The following is a 23,048-nucleotide window of genomic DNA, read 5'->3' as shown; positions in this document are numbered from 1 at the left end:
CTTCTGCCCCGCCGTACGGTCGTTATTTTAAATTTTCCCAAGCATCGGGCTCATTGCAGGCATTTCTGATAATTTTATCGTCAGCTTTAGAAAAGGTTTTAAAAATACGAGATTTATCCTTAATGAATTTTGTAGGTAGCTTTAGCCCTTTTCTTATTACAGATTCGCGATTGAAGCCACCTATAAAATAATCTAGAAGCTTTGGTAGTTGGATAGTAAAAGGTGTTTGCGTGCCTAATACAGTTATTTCACTACCATCGCCATTGTAATAAAAATCAAATTCAGGATCCCCAGGATAAAACCAAGTACAAATCAGGTGTTTTTCACCAGGCTTAATGTTGCCTCTAAATACTTTGACGACATCCACTTTTAGTATGACTACAGATAACGATTCTCCAGAAGAAGTGACAAATCCATTATCAATCTTTTTATAGCCATCTGTTTTTGCGAAAAAAATAGTATCTGATTCAGGCACAGAAATTGATTCGACGACAGCTAAAAACCTTTGATTGTTAGCTTGCACATAAAGCGGTATAAATAAAACAACGACTGTTAATATCAAAAAATAGCGGCCTAATTTATTGAAAATTATTTTCATAATAGTTTCTGTATTTTTGTTTTAGCGCATCACTTGCATGATCATACTCTTCGTTAAATAATTCAGGAGTAAACCGAGGATCAGAGGGAAAAGCATTATATTCCAACTTGTACGCATCTGCTTCATCAAAGCTTATTGGAGGGAGATGCGAAATTTCGTGTAAAACCGCAGCAGGCTTATTACAAAAATAAATATTTGGATCTAACTTAAAGCTTAGATAAATAATTGGTTTGTCAGGATGTCTTCCGCCACAACTGTCTTTATAAATTGGAGGAGGTTCACAACTGACAGTAGCACTATCTAATGTTGATTGAAACTTATCGCCAATGCCGAATTCATTTGCTTTTTTAGTAGCAACTTCACAGTAATTTTTTACCTTTTTCTCTTGTCTAGGAGAGCAACCTAGAGTTTTATATAGACCCAAAGGATCAATAAAATTAACCGGATTATTCTCAACATAGGTGTAGGTATTAATGCCCCCCGCCAACCCAATCGGGTCGGATTGCAGATAGCGGCCGAGTTCGGGCGAGTAATAGCGGGCCATATTGTAGTGCAGGCCGGATTCGGCGTCGAAGTACTGGCCGGGGAAGCGCAGGTGTTGGCTGATGGCGTTCGTGGTGGTCTGCATCAGGCCGAAGGGTTGGAGCTGGGCTGCCCAGACGGTTTGCCCGGCGGTATTGCTGGCTTTCAGCGGCACGCCCAGCGGGTGGTTGTGAAAGTAGTAGATCGGGCTGTTGGCGGCGCTGCCGTCGATGCGGGCCAGCGGTTGGCCGTCCAGGTAGGCGTAGTGGCTGGGCGTGCCGGCGTTTTCGGCCAGTAGCTGGCTGCCGGCGTAGGCGAAGGTTTGCAACGGCCTGCCCGGCCGGGTTTTGCCGACCCGGCGGCCGAAGGCGTCGTAGGCGTAGCCGGCCAGGGTGCTGCTGCCGCTATTGATCTGCACCAGGCGCTGGTCCGGGGCGTACAGGTAAGCGACCGGCGTGCTGAGCACATTCCAGAACGACGATTTCAGTTCGGTTTGCGAGCGGTCGATTGCGCCGCGGGCGTCGCTCCGGAAGTGGTTGAGTTGTTGGCCGGTCGCAGGGCTGCCCATCACCGTCCCCAACAATTGCTGGCTGTCCGGATCGTACCGATAATCCGTCGTGCCGCCGCTGGGACTGGACTGCTGGGTACGGTTACCTACCGCATCGTATTGGTAATTCCGGTTTTGCAGCGGATTGGCATGGCTCAGAGCGGTTAATTCGCCGACGGCGTCGTAGGTGTAAGTTTGTTGGGCCAGACTGGCGGTTTCGTCGTTGCTCAAGGTCATGTTACCCAGGCTGTCGTAACCGTATTGTTGGCGGAACAGGTTGCCGGCGGTCTGCCGGGTCAGGCGGTAATCCAGGTCGTATTGGCGGCTGTCGCTGAGGCCGTTGCCGTAGGTCAGGCCGGCGACCGGGCCGAACGGCAGATGGACGATGTTGTCCGCCAGCAGCCGGGTGGTGGTGGTGCCGGATACGGTGTCGGCGACTTGCAGGCGCCGGACTTGTCCGGCGGCGTCGTATTCGTACTGTAGGCGGCGGCCGCTGGCGGGCTGGGTTTGGACGACGCGGTCGTCGGCATCGTAGCCAAAAGCCAACTCGCTGAGTACGGTGCCATTGGATGGTCTGCGTACCGCGCTGCCGAGCAGATTGCCGCGCAGGTCGAATTGGTAGCGGGTAGCGATATCGCCGCGGCGGGCGTCGGTCAACCGGCCTTGCTGACCGGCAATATTGCCGGCAGTGCCGTCGTAACCGAATTCGGCGTCAGCTTCGCTGCCCGGATAATCGATACCCAGCAGACGGTTGAGGGCGTCGTATTGGTAGAGGGCAGTGACGTTGGCGGCGTCGGTGGTTTGAGTCAGGTTGCCGGCGGCGTCGTAGGCGTATTGAGTCGCGCCGGTGTTGGGGCTGTCGAGGCGGGTCAAGTCGCCCAGGCCGTTGTAGGTGTATCCGGTGTTGTGACCGGCGGCGTCGGTGACTTGGGTCAGGTGGTCCTGAGCGTCGTAATAGTAGTCGGTTTGGCCGTTCAAGGCGTCGGTGGTGCGGATCAGCCGGTCCAGGCTGTCGTATTGGCGCTGGCTGACGTGGCCGGCGGCATCGGTGGTTTGAGTCAGATTGCCGTTGGCGTCGTAGGCGTAGCTCGTGGTTTGGTTGTAGGCGCCGATGTCTTGTTGCAGGCGGGACAAGGCGTCGAATACCCGGCTGCGGGTTTTGACGACGGTGCCGCTGCTATCGAGAATCTCTTCTTTGGTCCGATTGCCGATGGCGTCCAGCGTGTAATGAATCCGCCCGCCCAAGGCGTCGGTAATGTCGGTCAGGCGGTGGGCGGCGTCGTAGGTGTAGCGGAAAAACACGCCGCTGGGCCGGGTGACTTTAGTCAAATTGCCGGCCGGATCGTAGTCGTAGCGGGTAATGTTGCCGCCGACATTTTTTTGGGTCAGCCGGCCGCGGGCGTCGTAAACGAAGCCGATCACCAGGCCGTTGGCTGCGGTCAGGCCGAGCGGTCGGCCGTTGGCGTCGTAGGCGGTAAAGGTGGTGTTGTGGCCCAGGGCATTGCTGATCTGCCACAGGTCGCCGATATGGTGGGTGGCCGCGGTATCCGTGTAATAGCGGTAGCTGGTGACGTCGCTAACGTCGGTGCGCGGGCCGTCGACGGTCAGAATTTGGCCGAGGCTGTTGTAGGTGTAACTCCAACTGCGGCTTTGTTGGCTCGCGGTATCGGTGACGGTTTTGCGCAGCAGGTTGCCGCCGGTGTCGTAACTGAAGCTTTTGCGGCGGCCGGCTTCGTCGATTTGAGTCGGCAGCCGGTAGCTGGCGTGCCACTGGGTACTGACTTTGCGGATGCTGCTGCCGGCGGTTGGGTTGTACGCCGCTAAATTGGCGGGACAACCGGAACCGGCCGGCAAGCCTTCCACGCGCACGGTTTCCAGGTTGCGGCTCAGGTCGTAAGCGTAACAGCTGAGGTTGCCGTTGAAGTCGGTTTGGCTGGCAAGGTTGCCGTTGGCGTCGTAGCTACGGGTTTGGGTCGCCGTACCGCCACCGCTCGCACCGGGCTGGCTAAGGCCGGCGAGTTTCAAAACGTTCAGCACGTTTTGGAAGGTGTAATGCCGAGCCGTATTCAAGCTATCGGTGACATCGGTACTGTTGTCGCTGTTGTAGACCAGACTCACTTGCTCGGCACCGCCGGCATGCTGCGACAGGTTGGCCCGGCCTTGGCCGTCGTAACTCCAGGTGGCGAAGCGGGCGCCGTTTTCGTCGGTGATGCCGGTCAGCGCGTGCGGAAAAGTGGTATTTTCGTAATGGTAGCGGCGAATACTGCCGTCCTGGTAGCTGGCTTGGCTCAGGTTGCCCTGGCTGTCGTATTGGTACTGGCTGAACAATCCGTCGGGATAGGTCGCGCGGGCAATACGGTTGGCGCTGTCGTAGCTCAACTGCAGGGTATGGCCGAACGGCCCGGTGACGCTACTGAGCCGTTGCGACGCGTCGTAGGTAAAAGCGGTAACGCGGCCGTTGGTTTCGGTACGCGACAGGATGCGACCGCCGTTGTCGTAACGCTCGACAGCGCCGGCGGCGTCGGTCAGCGTGTAACCGCCGGCGTCCTGGGTCAGGCGCAAGCGACTGTCGGCATCACCGCTCCAGGTGCCGTTGGTCAGCGTGAACCATTCGGCGCGGCCATCGGCTTGGTGGATAAAAATCTTGCCGGTCAGAATTTCCAGGCTCGGGGCAAATTGATGGTTCCAGCCATAACCTAACGCCCCACTTACATTGAAAGCGCCGCTGTTGTAATAGCGGGTAAAACCCAGTCCGATGACATCGTTTTCAAAGTCGGTTTCAGCTTGGTATTTGTTACCGGTCGAGGCGTCGCAGGGATTGCCAACGCAGACTTTAGGTTTGCCTAGGTTTTCGGATGGAATGGTATAGGCGGTGTAGCATTGGTTGGATGCGGAATTGTATGTTTTTCCAGGCGGGCAAGTAGATACACAAGAACCGTTAACAACCTCCTGACCAGAAGAACAAGTAACAACAGCACCTGTATTTACATCGACATACTGGGAAGAGGTTAAAGAATACCCAGGCTCGCAATAAAAACAAACTGCGGTATACCCATTATAAATATTCCATTGACCTTGCGTATAAAACGCATGCCCATTATGACCAACTGGACAATCAGGACCAATATTATATTGAATCCAGGGACCGTAACCAGTGTTATCAGCAGAAACACTACAACCAGCACGAGCTAAGGATTGATTCGCATAGAACCTAATTTGTTGAGCGAAAACCAATTGAGAAAAAAGCAGCAAAAACAAAATTAAAAAAAAATTTTTCATATTAGGCTCTTTTATTAAGAATAACCCGAATTTAAAAAGATGGTCTACAACTGTCAGGTCCAGAAATATAGAAAAGCCTTTCAAGGACACTTAATTACCAGACCCGCCCCTTTTTCCCCTGTGATTTTTGAAATCGCGATTCACATCTGGCTCCCTATGAAATTTAGGCAACTTAGAGACAGTCCGTTCTGGATTAGTTTATGTTCTGCTAATTCTCGGTCCTTTAAGCGCTGACGCATAACCCTAACGCAGAAACATAGCCGCCTAACTTGATATTTCAATCGTTGTCGTGGTGAATTTCTCCGTTTCAATCGAATTTGTTAGAAAATTGCCAACTAACTCTCACTCTCTCACGGCAGCCGGATGGGAAAGTTTTGATTCTGGAAGGCGTTGCGCGCCCGAGTTCCGTTTTATGCCAGGACAGAAGGGTTGATGAATCCTCCCAGCCACAACGTAGAGAAGCCAGCCCTTATCTGCCTTATTCCGGATGCGCCAGCCAATAACGATTCCAGTCCCGCAGCTACTTCTCGGAAATCCCGATGACTTCCCGTCATCAAACTGGCTAAACATAACCGCAATCCGAACCTACCAACCCTAAAACCGAACCCGCCGATCAATCCAGCAAAAATCCGCAATTTGCCGGCCATTGCGAAACACCGCCAATCCGGCCGCCTATACTTGGCGAGTCACAATTTTGCGAACCGCAACCATGGCTCCGGAAGACGATATTACCCGCATGCTGCCGCTGGACGACGTCACCATCATCCAGTCGCGTCCACAACGCCGGACCTTGGGCGACGCTCCGGCAGCGGACGATCTGTACGGCGGCGATTATTCGTTGCGCGGCGCGGTCGGCGCCGGCGGCGTCGGCCGGGTGTTGCTGGGCTTCGACCAGCGCATCGGCCGGGAAGTGGCGATCAAGGAAATGCTGGATCAGGCCGCCAACGAAGACATGGCCTTGAATGCGCGCTTTCTGCGCGAAGCCCGTATTACCGGCCGGCTGGAGCATCCAAGCATCGTCCCGGTCTACGACCTCGGCGTCAAACAAAGCGGCGCGCCGTATTACGTGATGCGGCTGGTGCGCGGCGACACGCTGGCCAAGGCTCTGAAAGAATGCAACAACGAGCCGTTGGCCGAACACGCCTTATCCAAACGCCTGGCCTTACTGGACCGGGTGATCGACGTCTGCGAGGCCCTGGCCTACGCCCATTCCAAAGGCGTCGTGCACCGCGACCTCAAACCCGGCAATATCGTGTTGGGGCCGTTCGGCGAGACCATCGTGCTGGATTGGGGCCTAGCCAAAGTGGAAAACGAAGCGGAAACGCCGCTGCCGGCGTCGCATCCGCAACACCACGACGCCGACCTGACCCAATTCGGCGACATTCTCGGCACGCCGGCCTATATGGCGCCGGAGCAGGCCGATCCGGAGTTTGGCGAGATCGATGCCCGCTCCGACGTGTTCGCCCTCGGCTGCATCCTTTACTACCTGCTGAACGGCCGGCCGCCGCTGCAAGGCAATGCCGACCAGATCATGTCGCAATTGGTCTCGGCGGCGTCGATGCCGGACGCCCGCAATCCCAAACTGGCGGCCCCGGCGGAATTGATCGCGATTTGCAACAAGGCGCTGTCCAAACGCCAAAGCCTGCGCTTTAAAGACGCCGGCGCGCTGGCCGAAGAGTTGCGCGCCTTCCGCGACGGCCGCCTGGTCAATACCTATGCCTATACCCGCGGCGAATTGCTGCGCCGCTTCATCGCCCGCAACAAACTTGCGCTGTCGGCCAGCGCCGCGGTGTTGGTTTCGATCCTGGCCGGCGCCGGATTGGCGTTCAAGTTCGGCGTCGAAGCGCATCAAGCCCGGCAAGTAGCTGAAGCCGAGGGCGAGCTTGCCAAACAACAGCAGCAACGCGCCGAGCAAGCGCTGGCCGACGTGACCCGAATCTCCAACGCCAACCTGAGCAGCGCCGACACGATTGCCGCCAAAATCGGCGTCGAATTCGAACAGACCCAGGCCGGCTTGACGCAAACCGCCGCGCGCATCAAATCCGCCGCCGAACTGGCCGCCGCGGGGCCATTACTCGAAAGCTTGCTGGCGCGCTACCCGCGACTGGTCAGCGTCGCTACGACCCGGGCTCCCGGCACCATCGTCGCGGTGGCGCCGGACCAATACCGACAGGCCCGGGGCGCCGATACCTCGCAACTGGAGCACAACCGCCAAGTGCTGCAAACCGGCGAACCGGCATTGAGTCGAGTCTATCCGGCGCCGGAAGGCTATCAGGCCATCACCTTGGTGGTGCCTGTCAGAATCGGCAACACGCTAGCCGGCTTCGTTTCCGGACGCTTTAAAGCCGCCGAGTTATTGGGTGAACTATTGGCGCCGGAACTGCAACTGCCGGGCCGAACCATCTGGGTGATTCAGGACGACGGCTTGATTTTGTTCGATACCGACCGCGACGAAATCGGCTTGAATCTGTTCCGCGAGGAACGCTACGCCGCGTTGCCGGAATTGCGCGAATTGGCCAGACATATCGCCGCCCAGGATGCCGGCGTCGGTTATTACCAGAATCCGGCCGCATACAGCGGCCGCCGCATTGCTTCATGGGTCAGCCTGAGACCGGTCACCAACCGGGAATGGAAAGTCGTGGTATTGGAAGCGTGGTAAGCCGGCCCCGAATCCGCGAGCGCGTCGCGCCCGGACCCACTATACTAAGCGCGGTTCGCTTACGTTGTTGATACTGCCGATGTTCAAATCTTGTTCGGATTTTCGGATTTGCCGTTCCGCCGGCCCTTGGCTGCTGGCCCTAGCGCTCGGCCAATTGGCCGGTTGCGCCAGTACCGAAAAGGCGCCGCCGATCACCCTGCCGCAAACCGAAGGCGGCAACCGGATGGCCGTTGCCGAAGCGCTGCAATTGCAGGGCGCACCTTATGTTTACGGCGGCGAATCGCCCAGCGAAGGGTTCGATTGCAGCGGCCTGGTGTATTACGTGTACTACCGCCAGGGATTGCGCCTGCCGCGCGACACCCAATCGTTGGCGCGGCAACTGCCGGCCGTGGCGCCGGAACAGCGCCTGCCCGGCGATCTGTTGTTTTTCAACACCGAACGGCCCTACTCCCACGTCGGCATTTATATCGGCGGCGAACAATTCGTCCATGCGCCGAGCGCCCGCAGCGGCCGGGTCATGGTCTCCGACCTGCGCCAGCCCTATTGGCGCGAGCGCTTCATCGGCGTACGCCGACCGCTCAACCGCCAAGCCTTGTCTTTCAACGACCTTGGCGCCGGCTGCGGCTTCAATTAACCCCGGTCGCTCGCTCTGCCAATCAACGCCGAAAATTCGTCGGCCGGCATCGGTTTGCCGAACAGATAGCCTTGCGCCTGCTTGCAATGGTTTTGCCGTAAATAGCCGGCCTGCTCCGCGGTTTCCACGCCCTCGGCGATGACTTCGAATTTTAGAATCCCGGCGATCGAAATGATCACCCGCACGATCGCCGCGGCATCTTCGTCGTGCATGATGTTGGCGACGAAGGATTTGTCGATTTTCAGTTTGTCGAATACGAAATGTTTCAGTTGGTTCAAACTGGAATAGCCGGTGCCGAAATCGTCGATCGATATTTGCATCCCGGCGGCTTTCAACCGCGCCAGAATTTCGCGTTTTTGCTCCGGATTGCGGATGAACAGGCTTTCGGTCAATTCCAATTCCAGATATTCGGCCGCCAGCCCGGATTCGTGCAGGATGGCGATCACTTGTTCGGCAAAATCCTCCCGGTCCAATTGTTTGGCCGAAACGTTGACCGCGATGACAAAAGGCGGGTGGCCGTTTTGTTGCCAAAACCGGTTCTGCCGGCAGGCCTCGCGCAGCACCCAGGCGCCGATCTCTTCGATCAAGCCGATTTCTTCCGCCACCGGAATGAACTGGTCCGGCGAAATCATGCCCAATTCCGGATGCCGCCAACGAATCAAGGCCTCGGCGCCAATGACGCGGCCGGAATCCAAATCGATCTGCGGTTGGTAATGCAGAAAGAATTCGCGGCGCTGCAAGGCCCGGCGCAAATCGCTTTCCAGGCGCAATTTGCTGGAAACCGCAAACTCCATGCTCTGTTCGTAGAAGCAAAAGGTATTGCCCTGCTCCTTGGCCCGGTACATCGCGGTGTCGGCGTGCTTGACCAGCAGGCCACTGTCCTTGCCGTCGTACGGGTACAAGGAAATGCCGATACTGGAGCTGATATAAAACTCCTGCCCCATCAACGCGAACGGCTTGGCGATGGCGTTACAGATTTTTTGCGCCACCGCCGCAGCATCCTGCGGATTGCCGATATGCTCCAGCAACAGGATGAATTCGTCGCCGCCGAAGCGCGACACCATGTCTTCGCGGCGGACGCAGGCCTGAATCCGCTCGGCGGCGGCCTTCAGCATCAGGTCGCCGACATCGTGGCCCATCGTGTCGTTGGTCAGTTTGAAGCGGTCCAGATCCAGAAACAGCACCGCGTGCTGGGCCGGCACCGCCGCCGGTTTTGCCAGTACCCGATTCAAGCGCTCCATAAACTGCACCCGGTTGGGCAGATTGGTCAACGGATCGTGGTAGGCCAGCCGGTTCAAGCTGCGCTGGCTTTGGCTGGCTTTCAGCAAATGGGCGATACGCTTGCGCAACACCGTGAAATGAATCGGCTTGGGAATGAAATCGTTTGCGCCGGTGGAAAAGGCCAATTCGACCGAATGTTCGTTCTCCAACGCAGTTATCATCAGGATCGGCACTTCCGCGCCGTGCGGCAATGCGCGGATGGCTTTGCAAGCGGCGAAACCGTCCATTTCCGGCATCATCGCGTCCATCAAAATCAGATCGGCCATTTGCCGCGCGCACAGAGCCACGGCCTGCCGGCCAGTGACGGCCAAATCGACGGTGTAGCCGTCCTGCTGCAAGATGTCCTGCAAAGCCGCGCGCATAACCCGGTCGTCGTCGGCCACCAACACCCGCGGCCCGTTCGGGACCAAGGGATGCTCGCCGGCCGGCCGGATCTCGATTTCCGCCAGCAGAAGCCGTTCCAGCGTGCGGAATTCGCCTAGTAGGCCCTCGGCCATGCGATCGGCATCTGCGGCCAAGGCGCCGCTCTCGGCCGCCATTTCCAATTGGCGGGCTATTTCCGCCAGTTTTTCCGCACCCAAATTACGGGCGGCGCCTTTCAAGCCATGCGCCAGTTCCCGCAAACTGCCTAGGTCCGCGTCCCGCACGGCCTGACCGATTTGCGCGATCTGCGGCGGTGCATCCTCTAAAAAGTAGCGAACCATTTTGGCGTACGCCGCGCCGATTTCCTCGTGCAGTTGCGACAAGGCTTCATGGTCCAGAGTCGCCGGCTCAGCCCCGGCAGGCGCCGGCGCGGCCTCGCTTGCCTCAGCAAGCGGCAGCCGCCGATTTTCGGTGTAGTCGAGCAATTTTTGCCGCAATGCCTTCAGCTTGATCGGTTTTGCCAGGAAATCGTCCATGCCGGCGGAACGGCACAGCTCTTCGTCGCCACGCAAGGCGTTGGCCGTCATCGCGATGATCGGTACCCGGCCCGGCGCCCCCGGTAGCGTCCGGATGCTTCGCGTGGCTTCGAAGCCATCGATGCCGGGCATATGGCAGTCCATCAGCACCACGTCGAACGCCGCGCATTCCACCCTCTCCAAGGCTTCCGCCCCGGAGGCGGCGATTTGGTAACGGCAGCCCAAGCGTTCCAGCATGCCGGCTGCCACCATTTGCCCAGCCCGGTTATCCTCTACCACCAGCACATTCAACGCCAAATCCGGCTCGGCCGCGGCCGCTTGCGGATCTGCGCCGGCCGTGGCATTGCGGCCGCAACCGGCGCTCAACAGCACATCGTAAAGATCGACCGGCTTTATTGGCTTGGCCAAACGGGCGGCCAAATTCGGCACAGCGTCGATCCGGGATTCGAAACCGGTATCGTGTAACAAGATGATGCTCGTGCCCGCCAACGCCGCCGCGCCGATACCTTCGATCCATTCGCAACCGGCAGCGTCCTCGACGTCGACCACCAAGCACCTGTAGGCCTGGCCTTGGCCATGCGCGACTTGCAACAGTTCGCCGATCCGGCTGCCGCAACCGCTATGCTGGTAGGCGATTTGCCAGGCGTCGAAATGGCCGGTCAGGAAACTACGGGTTTGTTCATTGTCTGTGACCAACAGAATGCGCAGATCGGCAAAATATTCCCGTCGCGCCGCGGCCAGGGTTGCGCTGCCGCGCGGGGTGGCGAACGGCACGCTAAACCAGAAACGGCTGCCGTGGCCGGGCCGACTGTCGACGCCGATGCGCCCGCCCATCAACTGCACCAGCTGCCGGCATATGGCCAGCCCTAGGCCGGCACCTTCGTGATGGCGGGTACTGGAGCCGTCGGCTTGCACGAAGGCATCGAAAATCCGCTCCTGGACCGCCGCCGGGATACCCAAGCCGGTATCGGCGACGCTGAAGCGCAGCATCAGTGAATCTTGGCCGGTCGGTTCCGCCTCGACGCTCAGTTCGATAACGCCCCGCTCGGTGAATTTCAACGCGTTGCCGACCAGATTGATCAATACCTGGCGCACGCGGCCGGCTTCGCCGTGCAACACGGCGGGTATGCGTTCGCCGATTTTGTAGCTTAGTTGCAGGTTCTTGCGTCTGGCCTGAGCTGCCATCAGTTCGACGACCTCTTCCAAGGTTTCGTGCAAGACAAAATCGGTCGGCTGGCACTTCAACATGCCGGCCTCGATCCGCGAAAAGTCCAGAATGTCCTCGATCAGTTTCAGCAGCGACTCGCCGGCATTGCGCGCCACGATCGAATATTCCAATTGCTTGGGCGTCAATCCCATGTCTTGCAGCAATTCCAGCATGCCCAGTACCGCGTTCAGCGGCGTGCGCAATTCGTGACTGACGTTGGCGGCGAATTCGCCTTTCAAACGGGCCGACTCCAGGGCTTTATCTCTGGCCTGCTCCAACAGTTGTTCGCGGGTTTCCAGTACCTGCATCATGGTATTGAATGCCGCGCCCATGTCGGTGATATCCCTGGGCCCGGACAATCTGGCCCTGACGTTCTTCTCGCCGGCGGAGGCTCGCCCCATTCGCTTCGCCAATTGCTGGATCGGCAAGGTCAGGCGCCGGGCCATGGCCAGCAAAAACACGAAGAACACCAATGCCGCTCCGCCCGATACCAGCAGCGTTACGCATTGGATCTGCCGCTTCATCGCCAGCAGGGATTGTTTGCCGATCGCCACCCGCACGTAGCCGATCAATTCCGGGCCGGGGGTTTGCGCCTCGAACGGCGAAGCCCGTTCGCCACCGCTGCGGGCAAAAACCGGCGCGGCAAAAAACCAAGCCTGCTCGGTTTCCTCGACCAATTGCAACGTTTCCGGCCAAACCGCAGCGGTCGCGCCGACCGGCTGGGTCGATTCGCCCAGTTCGAGCAAGGCTTCCCGGTTGGTGTTGTAAATCGCCACCCCCAATACGTCGGGCGAGTCCAGAAAGCGCCTGGCCGGCTCGTCGGCGTTCTCGCGGCTGGCGTAGAGCAAGGCCAATGCGCTTTGCGCGGCGAAGACCTCGGTCGACTGCCGGCCCTGCGCCAGCCACTTGTCGCGGACCACGCCGTACGACAACTCCGAGATGCCGAACGAGGACACCAACGAGATCACCAACAGACCGCAGGTAAACGTTACGGTCAATTGTTGCAGAAAACTCGTCCGCCCGAGGCGGAACCGCGCTAACGACGCCATCGGCTCTACGGGGCGGGGAAAACCATCGCGAACTCCCGCCGCGTCTGATTCGAAAACTGCAGGCCCAGATGCTCGGCCGTGCGTAAATTGACGGCCACCAGCAAATCGCGCAGCAATTTGACCGGCTCCAGCTTGCCGCCGGGCTGGACTTGTTGCACGGCCAAACTGGCCAGACTGCGGCCCATGCCAAAATTATCCGGGTATAACGAAAACAACGCGCCCTTGCGCACGTGGTCCAGGTTGCTGGAAAACACCACGAAGTTCTTTTCCCAGGCCTCGCGCAGCACTTCCGGGAACAAGGATTGTTCGTCCAGCGCCGCATTTTCCCGCGGCAGCCACAATGCAATCGAGTTGTCCTTGATGTCGATCAGGATCTGGCGGAAGGAATCCGACGCGTCGCGCAAACTGGCGGTGGGTTGCGCCTGCAACACCAAACCGCGTTCCTGCGCGGCGCGCTCGGCGTGGCGAATCTCCCAGGCGGTTTGGCGAGGATCGTAAATCACGGTGATTTTCTTGACGTTGGGCACCAGTTTTTTCAGTTGGTCGAACATCGCTTCCGGCGCCGGCGTCAGGCTGATTCCGGTCAGACCTTGCGGCGCCTCCTCCGGCCGGACGATAGTCGCGCCTATCACCACCGGCAACACGCCAACCAGGCCCTTGGCCATTGCCAACCCGGCCCGGCCCAGCGTGACCACCACATCGATGCGGTCGTTCTTCAAGTCGGCGATCAGCCGTTCCGGCGAGGTATCGCGCTCGCTCAGCAAATAATGGGCAACCGGCCTGCCCAGTTCCTGCTCCATGCCGCGGGCGATTTCCAAGAACACCGAACGGTAAGGTTCGCGCACTTCCGGATAGACGATGCCCACCGTCGGCGTTTGCGCCAACGCATTCGCGTAGCTGCACGTCAAAACCAGCGTCAGCCAAATCGGTAACATTAGTCGGTCGAACAAATTCACTCCTGGGTTGTACGTCTGCAGGCCGGGGCGCCGGCCGGCCGCTTAAAAGTTCACGCTGATTTCGCCGTAGAAACTGCGCGGCGCCAACGGCAAGTCGTTGGGGATGCCGGGCTGCGGACTGCCGGCCAAACTCGGCTCGCGGGCGCTGACGTCGAATAAATTGCGCACCGAAAACGCCAGTTCCACATGCTTGGCCAGGTTTTGCCGGCGCAGGGTCAAATCGACCCAGGTATAGTCGGCAACCGGCTCGCGGCTGTCGCCGAAACTGCGGCTGCGGCCGACGATCCATTTGGCCTGCGGGCTGAAACTCCAGTCGGGTAAAAACTGCCAGTTCATCCGCAGATAAAGCTGATGCTGAGGCCCGTAGCCGGCATCGTGGTGCAAAGTTTCGTCGCGGCTGCGCTGGTAGGCGTAGTTGCCGACCAATTTCAGGCTATCGGCCGCCTGCCATTCCGCTTCGAATTCGCCGCCGTAACCCTGTTGCGCGCCCCGGTTCTGGGCCGTGGCGGTGGTGGCATTGCTATCCGGCACGAAGCGGATGATGTCTTTCCACCAGTAGCCGAAAAAATTCAGGCCAAAACGCAAACCGTCGGCCGGGCGGTAATCGAAGCCCAATTCCAGATTCTCCATGGTCTCCGGCTTTAGTTGCGGATTCCCGATCTGGGCCGGATTGTTCAGGATATACATTTCCTGGAACGACGGCGCCCGAAACGCCGAACCGTACATCAATTTTGCGGTCAGGTCGTAACCGGCCTCCCAGATCAAGGCCGCCCTGGGATTGAAGGTATTGCCGAAATCGGAATAGCGGTCGTAGCGGGCGCCGGCGGTCAGGGTCCAGTCGTTGGCGAAATTCCACTGGTCCTGAAAAAAAAGGTAGGCGATTTTACGGTCCACCTCCGGAATGAAGGTCGACGCAGTCCCGGACACGTCGATTAGCGGAATGCCCGGCAACGACGGTATCGGCAGCCCGGACCCCGGATCGATGCCGAAGTTCTGGCTGACGCGGGCCTGGAACAGGCTGTCGTAATTGAATCCGATCCCGCTGCGGATCTGGTGCCGGCGAAAACCGCTATAGGCCAGCATCTGGCTGACCCGGACGTGGCGCTCCCAGACTTCCGGATTGCCGATATAGCCGTTCGGAAACGTGACCGGTGCGCCGGCGCCGATTTGGCCATTGGCGCCGATCGGCAACGTGGAGCCGGGCGGGAATAAGGTCAGGTTGCGTTCGATTTCCTGGCTGGTTTCGAAATAGCTGGCCTGGCTGGTCCATTCCCAATTCTCGATATCGGTATTTTGGTAGGTGATATCGGCGTTCCAGCGGTCGCTGCCGTAGCGGGCCGTCGAATCCAGCGCCTGGGCCACGCCGGAACCGACACCGAAATTGCCGCGGTGTTGCAGGCCGCCGCGAAAACGCCAATGGCCGCGCGCCAAATCGATACGGGCGTCCAGATTCTCGCGCGACAAACTCAGCGGCCCCGGCGCCAGCGAGGCGCTAGTACCGAACAGCCGGTCGAACTGGCTTTGCAAATCGGCATCGACCACCGCGTTTTGTCCGGCGGTATTGTGGTATTCCACCGCCAGAGCCACGTCGAAGCCAGCCCACTCGGCGCCGTGCAAGGCCCAACCATCGTAGCTATCGAAACTGCCGACGCGGCCGCCGATCTCGCTACCGTCGATGTCCCGGCGGGTTTTGGTGATGACGTTGATCACGCCGGCGAAGGCGTCGGCGCCGTAAACCGCGGAGCCCGGCCCACGCACCACCTCGATCCGGGCGATATCGCGGATCGGCATGCCGCCCCAGACTTCGCTGCGGCTGCCGGTGTAGGAATTGGTGATCGGGATGCCGTTGACCATCATCAGCACCTGTTGATTGAACTGCGAGAAGATCCCGCGGAAGGTGTAGATCGGGTTGTAACCGATAGTATTGCGCTGCACGTGCAAACCGGGCACGGTTTCCAAGACTTCGTCGATATCGGTGGCGCCGATGGCTTTGATATCGGCGGCGGTAACCACCGTGGCGATCGACGGCGCTTGCGAAATCGGCTGTTTGTAGCCGGAGGCGATACTGACCATTTCCTCGCCGCCGTAGATCTGCGACAACGCCCGCTCTTCCTCTTCGGTCGAAACCGGCTGCGCCGTAGCGGCCGTGCCAAAACATGCGGCGCAGGCGGCGAAAAACAGAAAGCGGAACATGGCTAACTCCTGGGTGAAATCTTTTTTAGATTAATTGTTATCGATCACCACAGCCAGCGAGGATACAACAAAGATCCCGCCGAGTGTAACTGCGGGCAATATTAGACCAAATCGGCCGAGCCCGAGGCCGGCGGCATCGGTGGCCGGATGCCGGCTGCTATCGGAGAACCGGCGGATTTGCCGGCTGCGCCGCCATCGGCGGCGCTGGAGGGGAGTTAAACGCCCGGCGCAGGTTGGCGGCCGGGCGGGAAAGCAATGCGTTCGGCTAGCTCAAGCTACGCTAGCCATTCGACCACTTGCTCCAGGCATTGCCGGGTTTTCGGCCGCGGCGGCGGATTTTTCCGGTAACCGAAAGCCACCATATACGCCGCCGCCCACTGGTCGAGATCGACACCGGCCTGTTCGGCCAGAATCCGCTCGACTTCGGCACGCTCGAAGCCCTCGATCGGACAGGAATCGATACCGATCAGCGCCGCCGCCGTCATCATATTGGCCAACGGCAGATAGGTTTGCCGGGTGGCCCAATCGGTCAGCGTGCGCTCCGACCCTAGCAGATCGAAATCGCTGCGCTGGAATTTTTCGATCAGGCCGCTGCGCAACTGAATGATGTCTTCCGGATAGTGCTGGACTTCGCGCATCATGTATTGCAGATAGGCACTGTCGTAACGCATGAAGTGGCTCTTGCGCACCAGGGTCAGTACCACGTGGCTGGCCGTGGGCAATTGCTTTTGTCCGCCCCAGGTGAATTGGCGCAGCTTTTCGCGCAATTGCGGATTTTGCACGACCAGAAACCGCCACGGTTCCAGCCCGAACGAACTCGGCGACAGCCGAGCCGTTTCCAGGATGAACTCGAAGTCGGCGCCGGGGATTTTGCGTTCGGCGTCGAACTCCTTGCAGGCGTGGCGGAATTGGAAGGCGTCGAGAATGTCCTGTTTGCTGGTCGCCATGGCTTACAAGCTATCGCCCACTTCGCGTTGGTAGAACGGCCATTTGGTCACATGCAGATGTTTGCGGATCGGCGTCTTGATTACCGACACGCACAACGCAATCGAAAACAGGCACCAGACCGCACAATACTCGTTGGGATCGTCGGTGGTAATGTCGGAAATCCACGGCCCGATCAGGTAGTGGAAGGCGACGAAACGCCAGGAACCGTAAATGATCGGCAAATAAAACGCCGCCAGGATATAGGCAAACGCATGCAAGCCCCAGTTGAAACCGAGCAGCCATTCCACCGGCTGCGACATCAACCCGTTCAGCGGCATTTGCCAGGCGATGTGCCAGGCGCCGGATACCGAGCAGGTTTGGGTGCCGCAGAAGCCTTCGGTGCCCGGTACGCAATCGCCGGCCCAGGCGAACGGGTACATTTTGATCAGCATCGCCAACGAACTGATCGCACACAGCGTATACACCGTAGTTTTGATCTTCAACTTGACGCTTTCAGGCACGAAGTACATCGCCACCATATTCACGAAGAACGGCTGAAACGCGATATGCAGATAGCCGAGCAGCGTCAACACCTGGTTGTTCGGGTTATCGCATAAATCGATATAAACGTATGTCGCCGCCTGCAACAGCTCCATCAATGCAAAATAAGTCAAAGGAATCCACAGCTCCTTGGATTCGCCCTTGTACGCCACGTAAACGGCGGTTGCCAAACCCGCGGCAGCCAAAACGCCTGACGCCTCTCCACTCCAGCACATCGGAAAATACCCCTTTTTTATACTTTATAGTTATAGGTATGGCTACCTGCGCCAACTCGGCGCCTTACGGCGCCGCAACGGCCAAGATAGCCATGGCTTTAATTGCGACCGGGTCACAAAGGGGCGAAATTATTACATAAAACCGTAGCCGTTAAGCCGGATTTTGCCGGCGGCTCAGTACAAATCCAGCGGGTCGACGTCCAAAGACCAACGCACTTTTTTTGCCTCCGGGAGCTGGTAGAACCTGGGTAGCAGAGCGTCCAACAAGCGGTGCAAATCCTTGCGCCGCGGACTTTGCAACAGCAATTGGTAACGGTAGGCGCCGGCGCGGCGCGCCATCGGCGCCGCAACCGGCCCCAAGACTTGGGTGCTGCCGGCACCCAGCTCGGCGATTGCCGCGCAGACGGCCTGCAGAAACCGGCGCGGCGCATCGCTGCCGCCCGCTTGCGCCCGCAACAGGGCCTGGTGGCTGAACGGCGGCAAGCCGGCCTGGCGCCGCTCCTGCAAGGCGCTGTCGGCAAAGGCGCGGTAACCCTGTCGCAACAACGTGTTCAACAGCGGATGTTGTGGCTGGCGGGTCTGCAAAATCACCCGGCCCGGCCGCTCGGCCCGCCCGGCCCGCCCGGCGACTTGCACGATCAACTGCGCCAGACGCTCCGCACCGTGAAAGTCGATGCTGAACAGACCGCTGTCGATGTCCAGAATCGCCACCAACGTCACGCCCGGAAAATGGTGGCCCTTGGCCAGCATCTGGGTACCGAGGATGATTTCGGCCCGGCCGGCGTGGATTTGCTCCAGGTAACCCTCCAATGCGCCTTTGCGCTGGGTCGTGTCCTTGTCCAGCCGCACCAGGTTTCGTTCCGGAAACAATTCGGCCAAGGTCTGCTCGATACGTTCGGTACCGAGCCCCAGCGCCTGCAATTCGCCGGTGCCGCAAGCCGGGCAGAGTTTGATCAACGGATGTTCGGCGCCGCAATGGTGGCAGCGCAACAGGCGCTCGCCGGCATGGATCACGAGGTTGGCGTCGCAACGCCTGCAGCGCGATACCCAGCCGCAACCGTGGCAGATCTGTACCGGAGCGTAACCGCGCCGATTCAGAAACAGCAACACCTGCTGCCCGTCGTCCAATGCCGCGCGGATTTCCGCCAACAGCGGTTCGGACAGGCCGGATTGCAGCCGCTTGTTGCGGATATCCAGTAACTGAAAGCTGGGCGCCACCGCCGTGCCGGCCCGGTTCGGCAAATGCAGCAGGCGGTAGCGACCGTCGGCGCCATTGGCCAGACTTTCCAGCGACGGCGTGGCCGAACCCAGCAATACCGGAATATTCAGCATCTTGGCGCGGGCCACGGCCACGTCGCGGGCGGAGAAGCGGAAGCCCTCCTGCTGTTTGAACGAGCTGTCGTGTTCTTCGTCGAGAATGATCAGGCCCGGCCGTTGCAACGGCGTGAACAGCGCAGAACGGGTACCGAGCATGATCGCCGCCCGCCCCTGCTGCATACTCAACCAGGCCTGCAACCGCTGGCTGTCGGTGAGTTTGGAGTGGGTCGCCACCATAGCTACGGCGAAGCGGCGGCGAAAGCGCTGTTCGAGTTGCGGCGTCAGGCTGATTTCCGGCAACAGCACCAAGACCTGCTTGCCCTGCGCCAACACGCTGGCAATGATCTGCATATAAACTTCGGTCTTGCCGCTGCCGGTCACGCCCTCCAACAGCGACACCGAAAACCGGCCGAGCCCGGCCACCACCCCCGCTATCGCCGCCTGCTGCTCGGCGTTGGCGGCCAACGCCGGCTCGGCAACCGCAGCTGCCGCGCTCGGCGGCAGCTCGCGGCGTTCGGCCAGGCCTTTGTCCAATAAGGCCTTCAACGCCGGCCGGCAATCGGCCAGGTCAGCCTCCGGCAAAACCCCGGCCTGCAACCGTTGCAGCAAGGCCTGTTGCTTGGGCGCACGGCTCAAAGCCTGCAAATCGGTTTCTCGTCCCGCCGGGCTGAGCCCGTAACCGTAAGGCAGGTCCAACACGGCCGGCTTGCCCTGGCGCAGCGCCACCGGAAACGCGGCGGCCATCACTTCGCCGAGCGGATGGTGGTAATAGCGGGCAGCCCAATGCAACAGCTTCAGATCGGTCTCGGCAAGCAGGGGAGTTTGGTCCAGAACCGCAATCGCCGGTTTCAAGCGTTCGACGGCCACTTCCGAGTCGGCTGCCACAGCCAACAGCACGCCGACCTGGCGCCGGTTGCCGAACGGCACCAGGACCCTGCTGCCTGGGCGCAAACTTCTCCCGTCGCAATCTTGCGGAGGCAGGTAATCGAAAATGCGTTCTAACGGAACCGGGGCTGCAACTTTCAGAATTAATTTGCCGGAAACGTCACAGTTGGACATATTTGATGAGGCGTTTTTGATATTGCACCGCTAAGTGTTTAACGACATTGGAAAAAACCGAGTTACCCACAAAATCTGTGGATAACTCTGTGGATTAGGTTTATCCGCCGTCGCTTAGTGTCGGTTTTTATTACAGATTCTTTAAATTGGGCAAATTTCAGCCAACTTTATTTGACACGAATAATCAATAACTTACGTCAAAAACTAATCTATGTTATGTCTCGGCGGGTCCAAAATACGCCGGCTGCGGCACCTGCCCCGATTTTGTGCATAACCTGTTGAGAGACTGTATCGATACGACGCAATCGAGTGACGGTTACCGCTCGCCTCAGCCCTGGGCCGGCACAACGCGTCTATTCGTTTTCCGGCTGCTCCTCGCCGTTAACGAATTGCAATCCGCCCCATGTCGCCAACAACAAAAATGCGAGCAAGGTCCAGGCCGGGATGCTGAAGCCCAATAAGGTCCAATCCACTTTCGCACACTCGCCGGTACCGGTCAGCATCAGTTTGATCGTGTCGGCCAACGGAAAATGCTGAAACACGTACTCCAAACCGGGACTGCATTCCGGCACTTCTTCCGGCGGCAAGTGCTGCAACCAAACGTGGCGAGCCGAAATACTGGCACCGCTCAAGGCAGTAACGGCACTCACCACTGCATAAACCTTACGGCCGCGATTGTGCAGGCCGGCCAGCAAAAACACGACGCCGGTGGCCAAGATTGCCAAGCGCTGGGAAATGCACAGCGGGCAAGGCTCCAGTTCCTCCACGAATTGCAAATAAGCGCCGACACCCAATAAAGAGGCGCAGGCGACAAACCCCAACAAAAAGCAGATACGCGGATTAAATTTTGCAATATTCATTTTCGACGTCTTTCTTGAATGCTCTAATTTCCCGAGACGGGCCCAAAATTACCAAAATGTCGCCGACGTTGAGTCGGCGGTCGATCTCCTCGCCGACAAAATGCAAACGGTCGCTGACCTTTTTATTGACGATGCCGATCAGCAGCAAATTGTATTGCGACCTCAGCTCCAACTGGCTGACGTGCATGTTTTCCAGAAAGCTGTTATCCGGTATCGCCACTTCGGCCAGATGCAAATCGTGGCGGCCGAACACAGTATGATCAAAAATCTCGGTGATGTCCGGCCTTTTCAACATATCGTGAATCTTGCGGCCGCAGATTTCGTAAGGGTCGATAATTTTATTGGCGCCGGCCGCCAACAACTTCTCGGCCGACTCCGGGCTGTCGACAATCGCAATGATGTTCAAACTCGGGTCCAGTGCCCGCGCCGACAGGGTCAGGAACACATTTTCCGAATCGGTATCGAAAAAACAGAACAAAGTATCGATGTGTCCGCCGATGCCGGCCAGCCGCAGATCGTCGTCGCTGCGAAAATCGATGTTGGCGGTCTCGAAGCCGTTTTCCCGCGCCAGGGCGACCTTGACCGGGTCGTGGTCGATTACGACGATCCGGTAAAACTCCTTATCCAAACGGCTGATCGCTTCGAACGACAGCCGGTTATAACCGAACACGGCGATCTGCTTCATGCCGACCTCCGGGCGAACAGCCGACGTTGTTCGACTTGGTCGCGAAAGTGGTCGATGCCGTATTTACGTCCCAGCAGCACCAGGATGTCGCCGCGGCGCAAAATGAACTGGCAGGCCGGATTGAAATAAAAATGCTGCTGGTTCACCGGATACTTGTTCTTGTGTTTCAAATGAATCGGGTTGGCGCTGATCACGCCGAGCAGGGTTAATTTGCGCTGTTCCAGATCGAGTTGGCCGATATTCCGATCCTCCAACGCCGATTTCTCGCTGACCAGGACAGATTCCATGACGATATCGCTCTGGCTTTGCAGAATGCCGGAAATGGCTTCGAACGCCACCGGCTGGCCGACGAACTCGGCGGCCAGCATGCCGGCGATTTCGAACGGCCGGATTACCTGGTTGGCGCCGGCCTGGTACAACTTGTTGACGTTGTCGTGGCGGTTGGCGCGGGAAATGATCCGCAGGCCCTTATTCAAATGCCGGCTGGTCAGCGTGATATAGACGTTGACCACGTCGTCGCCGGTAATGCACAAAATCGCCGAGGCGCCGCGGCAGATGCCGGCATTCAACAAGACTGCGTTATTGCTGGCATCGTTTTCAATGGCCAAGTAACCGCGCGATTTCGCCGCTGCCACTTTCTCCGGCGATTTGTCGATGACCACGAATCGGCTCTGCTCCTCCTGCAAATGGCGGGCGATTTCCTGGCCCACCCGGCCGAAACCGCAAATGATGATGAAATTATCGTAATGCTCCAACGCCGCATAGGTGCGGCTTTCCCGCACCGACAACATTTTCTCGCTGAAGGCGGCAATCAGAATCGAGGTAAAGAACGACAATACGCCCAGACTGGCCAGAATCAGAAAAATCGTCACCCAGCGCCCGCCGGCGGTTTGCGGGGTAATGTCACCGAAACCGACCGTGGCCAGCGTGACGATGGTCCAATAAAACGCATCGAACAAAGTGTTGATGCTAGCGTTGTTCTGGTATTCGAACATGTAGATCGATACGCTGGCGATGAACACCAAAAAGCAGGTGAAGATCAGCAGCGTGGTCAATTCGAAGCGCTTGCTGGCCAAGGCGTCGGCGAACAGTTTGGCGCTGTCCGAGTAACGGAACAGCTTGAACAGACGGAAGATGATGAAAATCCGCAGTATGTCCAACGGCCGGTAGCTGGGCAGTATCGCCAACACATCGATCACGGCAAATACCGAGCTAATGTATTCCAGATCCTTGGCGATCAGTTTTTTATATATCCCTGACAGTTTGAACGGTAAATTCAGATACAGGGCTTTTTCGTATTCTTCGATAACGATTTTGTAGGTATCGGAATAAATCCAGCCTCTGAGCAAATACTCGACGATGAACACCATCAAAATCGCTAGCTCGAAATAGCCTCCCATCTTGCTGTCCGTGTGCTCGATGTCGTAAATCAAAAAAATCACGCTGAGCACCAGCAACATGATCATCGTCGCATCGAAGTATTTCTTGCGCCGGCTCTGCCGGTTTTCCAACAGGTCGAAAAAGAAGGCTTTGCTGGCCTTGTACCAATCGGCGGCTTTCAGGTAATACGCGCAATAAACGACGAGTTTGGCAAACATGT

13 protein-coding genes and 1 pseudogene are annotated in these 23,048 nt (G+C 58.2%); 2 read left to right on the top strand and 12 right to left on the bottom strand.

What is annotated here, in order from left to right:
• Nucleotides 1-22 precede the first annotated feature (22 nt).
• The 3 genes and pseudogenes from NP603_RS15935 to NP603_RS22050 form a co-directional block, all read right to left on the bottom strand.
• Nucleotides 23-598: a hypothetical protein gene (locus NP603_RS15935; RefSeq protein ID WP_256611939.1), complete on the bottom strand. Its 576-nt coding sequence runs from the start codon at nucleotides 596-598 to the stop codon at nucleotides 23-25.
• Nucleotides 579-4,229, bottom strand: coding sequence for an RHS repeat-associated core domain-containing protein (locus NP603_RS15930; protein ID WP_256611938.1), 3,651 nt, complete (start codon nucleotides 4,227-4,229; stop codon nucleotides 579-581). The genes NP603_RS15935 and NP603_RS15930 overlap by 20 nt, the downstream gene beginning before the upstream one ends.
• Before the next feature lie 60 nt (nucleotides 4,230-4,289).
• Nucleotides 4,290-4,946, bottom strand: a pseudogene (locus NP603_RS22050) (DUF6531 domain-containing protein); the annotation flags it as partial.
• Between the two features lie 709 nt (nucleotides 4,947-5,655).
• On the opposite strand from NP603_RS22050, the gene NP603_RS15925 reads away from it, so the two are divergent.
• Nucleotides 5,656-7,605 carry a serine/threonine protein kinase gene (locus tag NP603_RS15925; RefSeq protein ID WP_256611937.1) on the top strand — a complete coding sequence of 650 codons (1,950 nt, stop codon included), beginning with the start codon at nucleotides 5,656-5,658 and terminating at the stop codon, nucleotides 7,603-7,605.
• Nucleotides 7,606-7,684: 79 nt separating this feature from the next.
• On the top strand, nucleotides 7,685-8,239 hold the full coding sequence (locus NP603_RS15920; RefSeq protein ID WP_256611936.1) for a C40 family peptidase: 555 nt from the start codon (nucleotides 7,685-7,687) through the stop codon (nucleotides 8,237-8,239).
• On the opposite strand, the gene NP603_RS15915 is transcribed toward NP603_RS15920, so the two are convergent.
• The 9 genes from NP603_RS15915 to NP603_RS15875 form a co-directional block, all read right to left on the bottom strand.
• The gene (locus tag NP603_RS15915) at nucleotides 8,236-12,675 is read right to left on the bottom strand and encodes an EAL domain-containing protein (protein WP_256611935.1); all 4,440 of its coding nucleotides are present in this window, start codon (nucleotides 12,673-12,675) and stop codon (nucleotides 8,236-8,238) included. The genes NP603_RS15920 and NP603_RS15915 overlap by 4 nt on opposite strands.
• A 5-nt stretch (nucleotides 12,676-12,680) precedes the next feature.
• The gene (locus NP603_RS15910) at nucleotides 12,681-13,610 is read right to left on the bottom strand and encodes an ABC transporter substrate-binding protein (protein ID WP_256611934.1); all 930 of its coding nucleotides are present in this window, start codon (nucleotides 13,608-13,610) and stop codon (nucleotides 12,681-12,683) included.
• 63 nt (nucleotides 13,611-13,673) lie between these two features.
• Nucleotides 13,674-15,824, bottom strand: a complete 2,151-nt coding sequence (locus NP603_RS15905; protein ID WP_256611933.1) for a TonB-dependent receptor plug domain-containing protein — start codon at nucleotides 15,822-15,824, stop codon at nucleotides 13,674-13,676.
• A gap of 275 nt (nucleotides 15,825-16,099) precedes the next feature.
• Nucleotides 16,100-16,771 carry an NAD(P)H-dependent oxidoreductase gene (locus NP603_RS15900; protein WP_256611932.1) on the bottom strand — a complete coding sequence of 224 codons (672 nt, stop codon included), beginning with the start codon at nucleotides 16,769-16,771 and terminating at the stop codon, nucleotides 16,100-16,102.
• Between the two features lie 3 nt (nucleotides 16,772-16,774).
• Nucleotides 16,775-17,527, bottom strand: a complete 753-nt coding sequence (locus NP603_RS15895; protein WP_054763480.1) for a DUF5765 domain-containing protein — start codon at nucleotides 17,525-17,527, stop codon at nucleotides 16,775-16,777.
• A gap of 174 nt (nucleotides 17,528-17,701) precedes the next feature.
• Nucleotides 17,702-19,903: a primosomal protein N' gene (locus NP603_RS15890; protein WP_256611931.1), complete on the bottom strand. Its 2,202-nt coding sequence runs from the start codon at nucleotides 19,901-19,903 to the stop codon at nucleotides 17,702-17,704.
• Between the two features lie 353 nt (nucleotides 19,904-20,256).
• Nucleotides 20,257-20,763 (bottom strand): disulfide bond formation protein B, encoded by a 507-nt coding sequence (locus NP603_RS15885; protein WP_305891459.1) that lies wholly within the window; start codon nucleotides 20,761-20,763, stop codon nucleotides 20,257-20,259.
• Nucleotides 20,744-21,448, bottom strand: a complete 705-nt coding sequence (locus NP603_RS15880; protein WP_256611930.1) for a potassium channel family protein — start codon at nucleotides 21,446-21,448, stop codon at nucleotides 20,744-20,746. Before NP603_RS15880 ends, NP603_RS15885 begins: the two co-directional genes overlap by 20 nt.
• On the bottom strand, nucleotides 21,445-23,046 hold the full coding sequence (locus NP603_RS15875; RefSeq protein WP_256611929.1) for a potassium channel protein: 1,602 nt from the start codon (nucleotides 23,044-23,046) through the stop codon (nucleotides 21,445-21,447). The genes NP603_RS15880 and NP603_RS15875 overlap by 4 nt, the downstream gene beginning before the upstream one ends.
• Nucleotides 23,047-23,048 lie beyond the last annotated feature (2 nt).

The organism is Methylomonas aurea, assembly GCF_024505045.1.
Lineage (GTDB): Bacteria > Pseudomonadota > Gammaproteobacteria > Methylococcales > Methylomonadaceae > Methylomonas > Methylomonas aurea.
Note: the sequence above shows the minus strand (reverse complement) of the source record. Positions and strands in the feature narration are given on the sequence as shown.

What these genes read in the sequence shown, in the direction of transcription:
- NP603_RS15900 (WP_256611932.1), bottom strand. Translation starts at nt 16,771, where the DNA reads ATGGCGACCAGCAAACAGGACATTCTCGACGCCTTCCAATTCCGCCAC.
- NP603_RS15880 (WP_256611930.1), bottom strand. Translation starts at nt 21,448, where the DNA reads ATGAAGCAGATCGCCGTGTTCGGTTATAACCGGCTGTCGTTCGAAGCG.
- NP603_RS15925 (WP_256611937.1), top strand. Translation starts at nt 5,656, where the DNA reads ATGGCTCCGGAAGACGATATTACCCGCATGCTGCCGCTGGACGACGTC.
- NP603_RS15905 (WP_256611933.1), bottom strand. Translation starts at nt 15,824, where the DNA reads ATGTTCCGCTTTCTGTTTTTCGCCGCCTGCGCCGCATGTTTTGGCACG.
- NP603_RS15890 (WP_256611931.1), bottom strand. Translation starts at nt 19,903, where the DNA reads ATGTCCAACTGTGACGTTTCCGGCAAATTAATTCTGAAAGTTGCAGCC.
- NP603_RS15875 (WP_256611929.1), bottom strand. Translation starts at nt 23,046, where the DNA reads ATGTTTGCCAAACTCGTCGTTTATTGCGCGTATTACCTGAAAGCCGCC.
- NP603_RS15895 (WP_054763480.1), bottom strand. Translation starts at nt 17,527, where the DNA reads ATGTGCTGGAGTGGAGAGGCGTCAGGCGTTTTGGCTGCCGCGGGTTTG.
- NP603_RS15910 (WP_256611934.1), bottom strand. Translation starts at nt 13,610, where the DNA reads ATGTTACCGATTTGGCTGACGCTGGTTTTGACGTGCAGCTACGCGAAT.
- NP603_RS15920 (WP_256611936.1), top strand. Translation starts at nt 7,685, where the DNA reads ATGTTCAAATCTTGTTCGGATTTTCGGATTTGCCGTTCCGCCGGCCCT.
- NP603_RS15935 (WP_256611939.1), bottom strand. Translation starts at nt 598, where the DNA reads ATGAAAATAATTTTCAATAAATTAGGCCGCTATTTTTTGATATTAACA.
- NP603_RS15915 (WP_256611935.1), bottom strand. Translation starts at nt 12,675, where the DNA reads ATGGCGTCGTTAGCGCGGTTCCGCCTCGGGCGGACGAGTTTTCTGCAA.
- NP603_RS15885 (WP_305891459.1), bottom strand. Translation starts at nt 20,763, where the DNA reads ATGAATATTGCAAAATTTAATCCGCGTATCTGCTTTTTGTTGGGGTTT.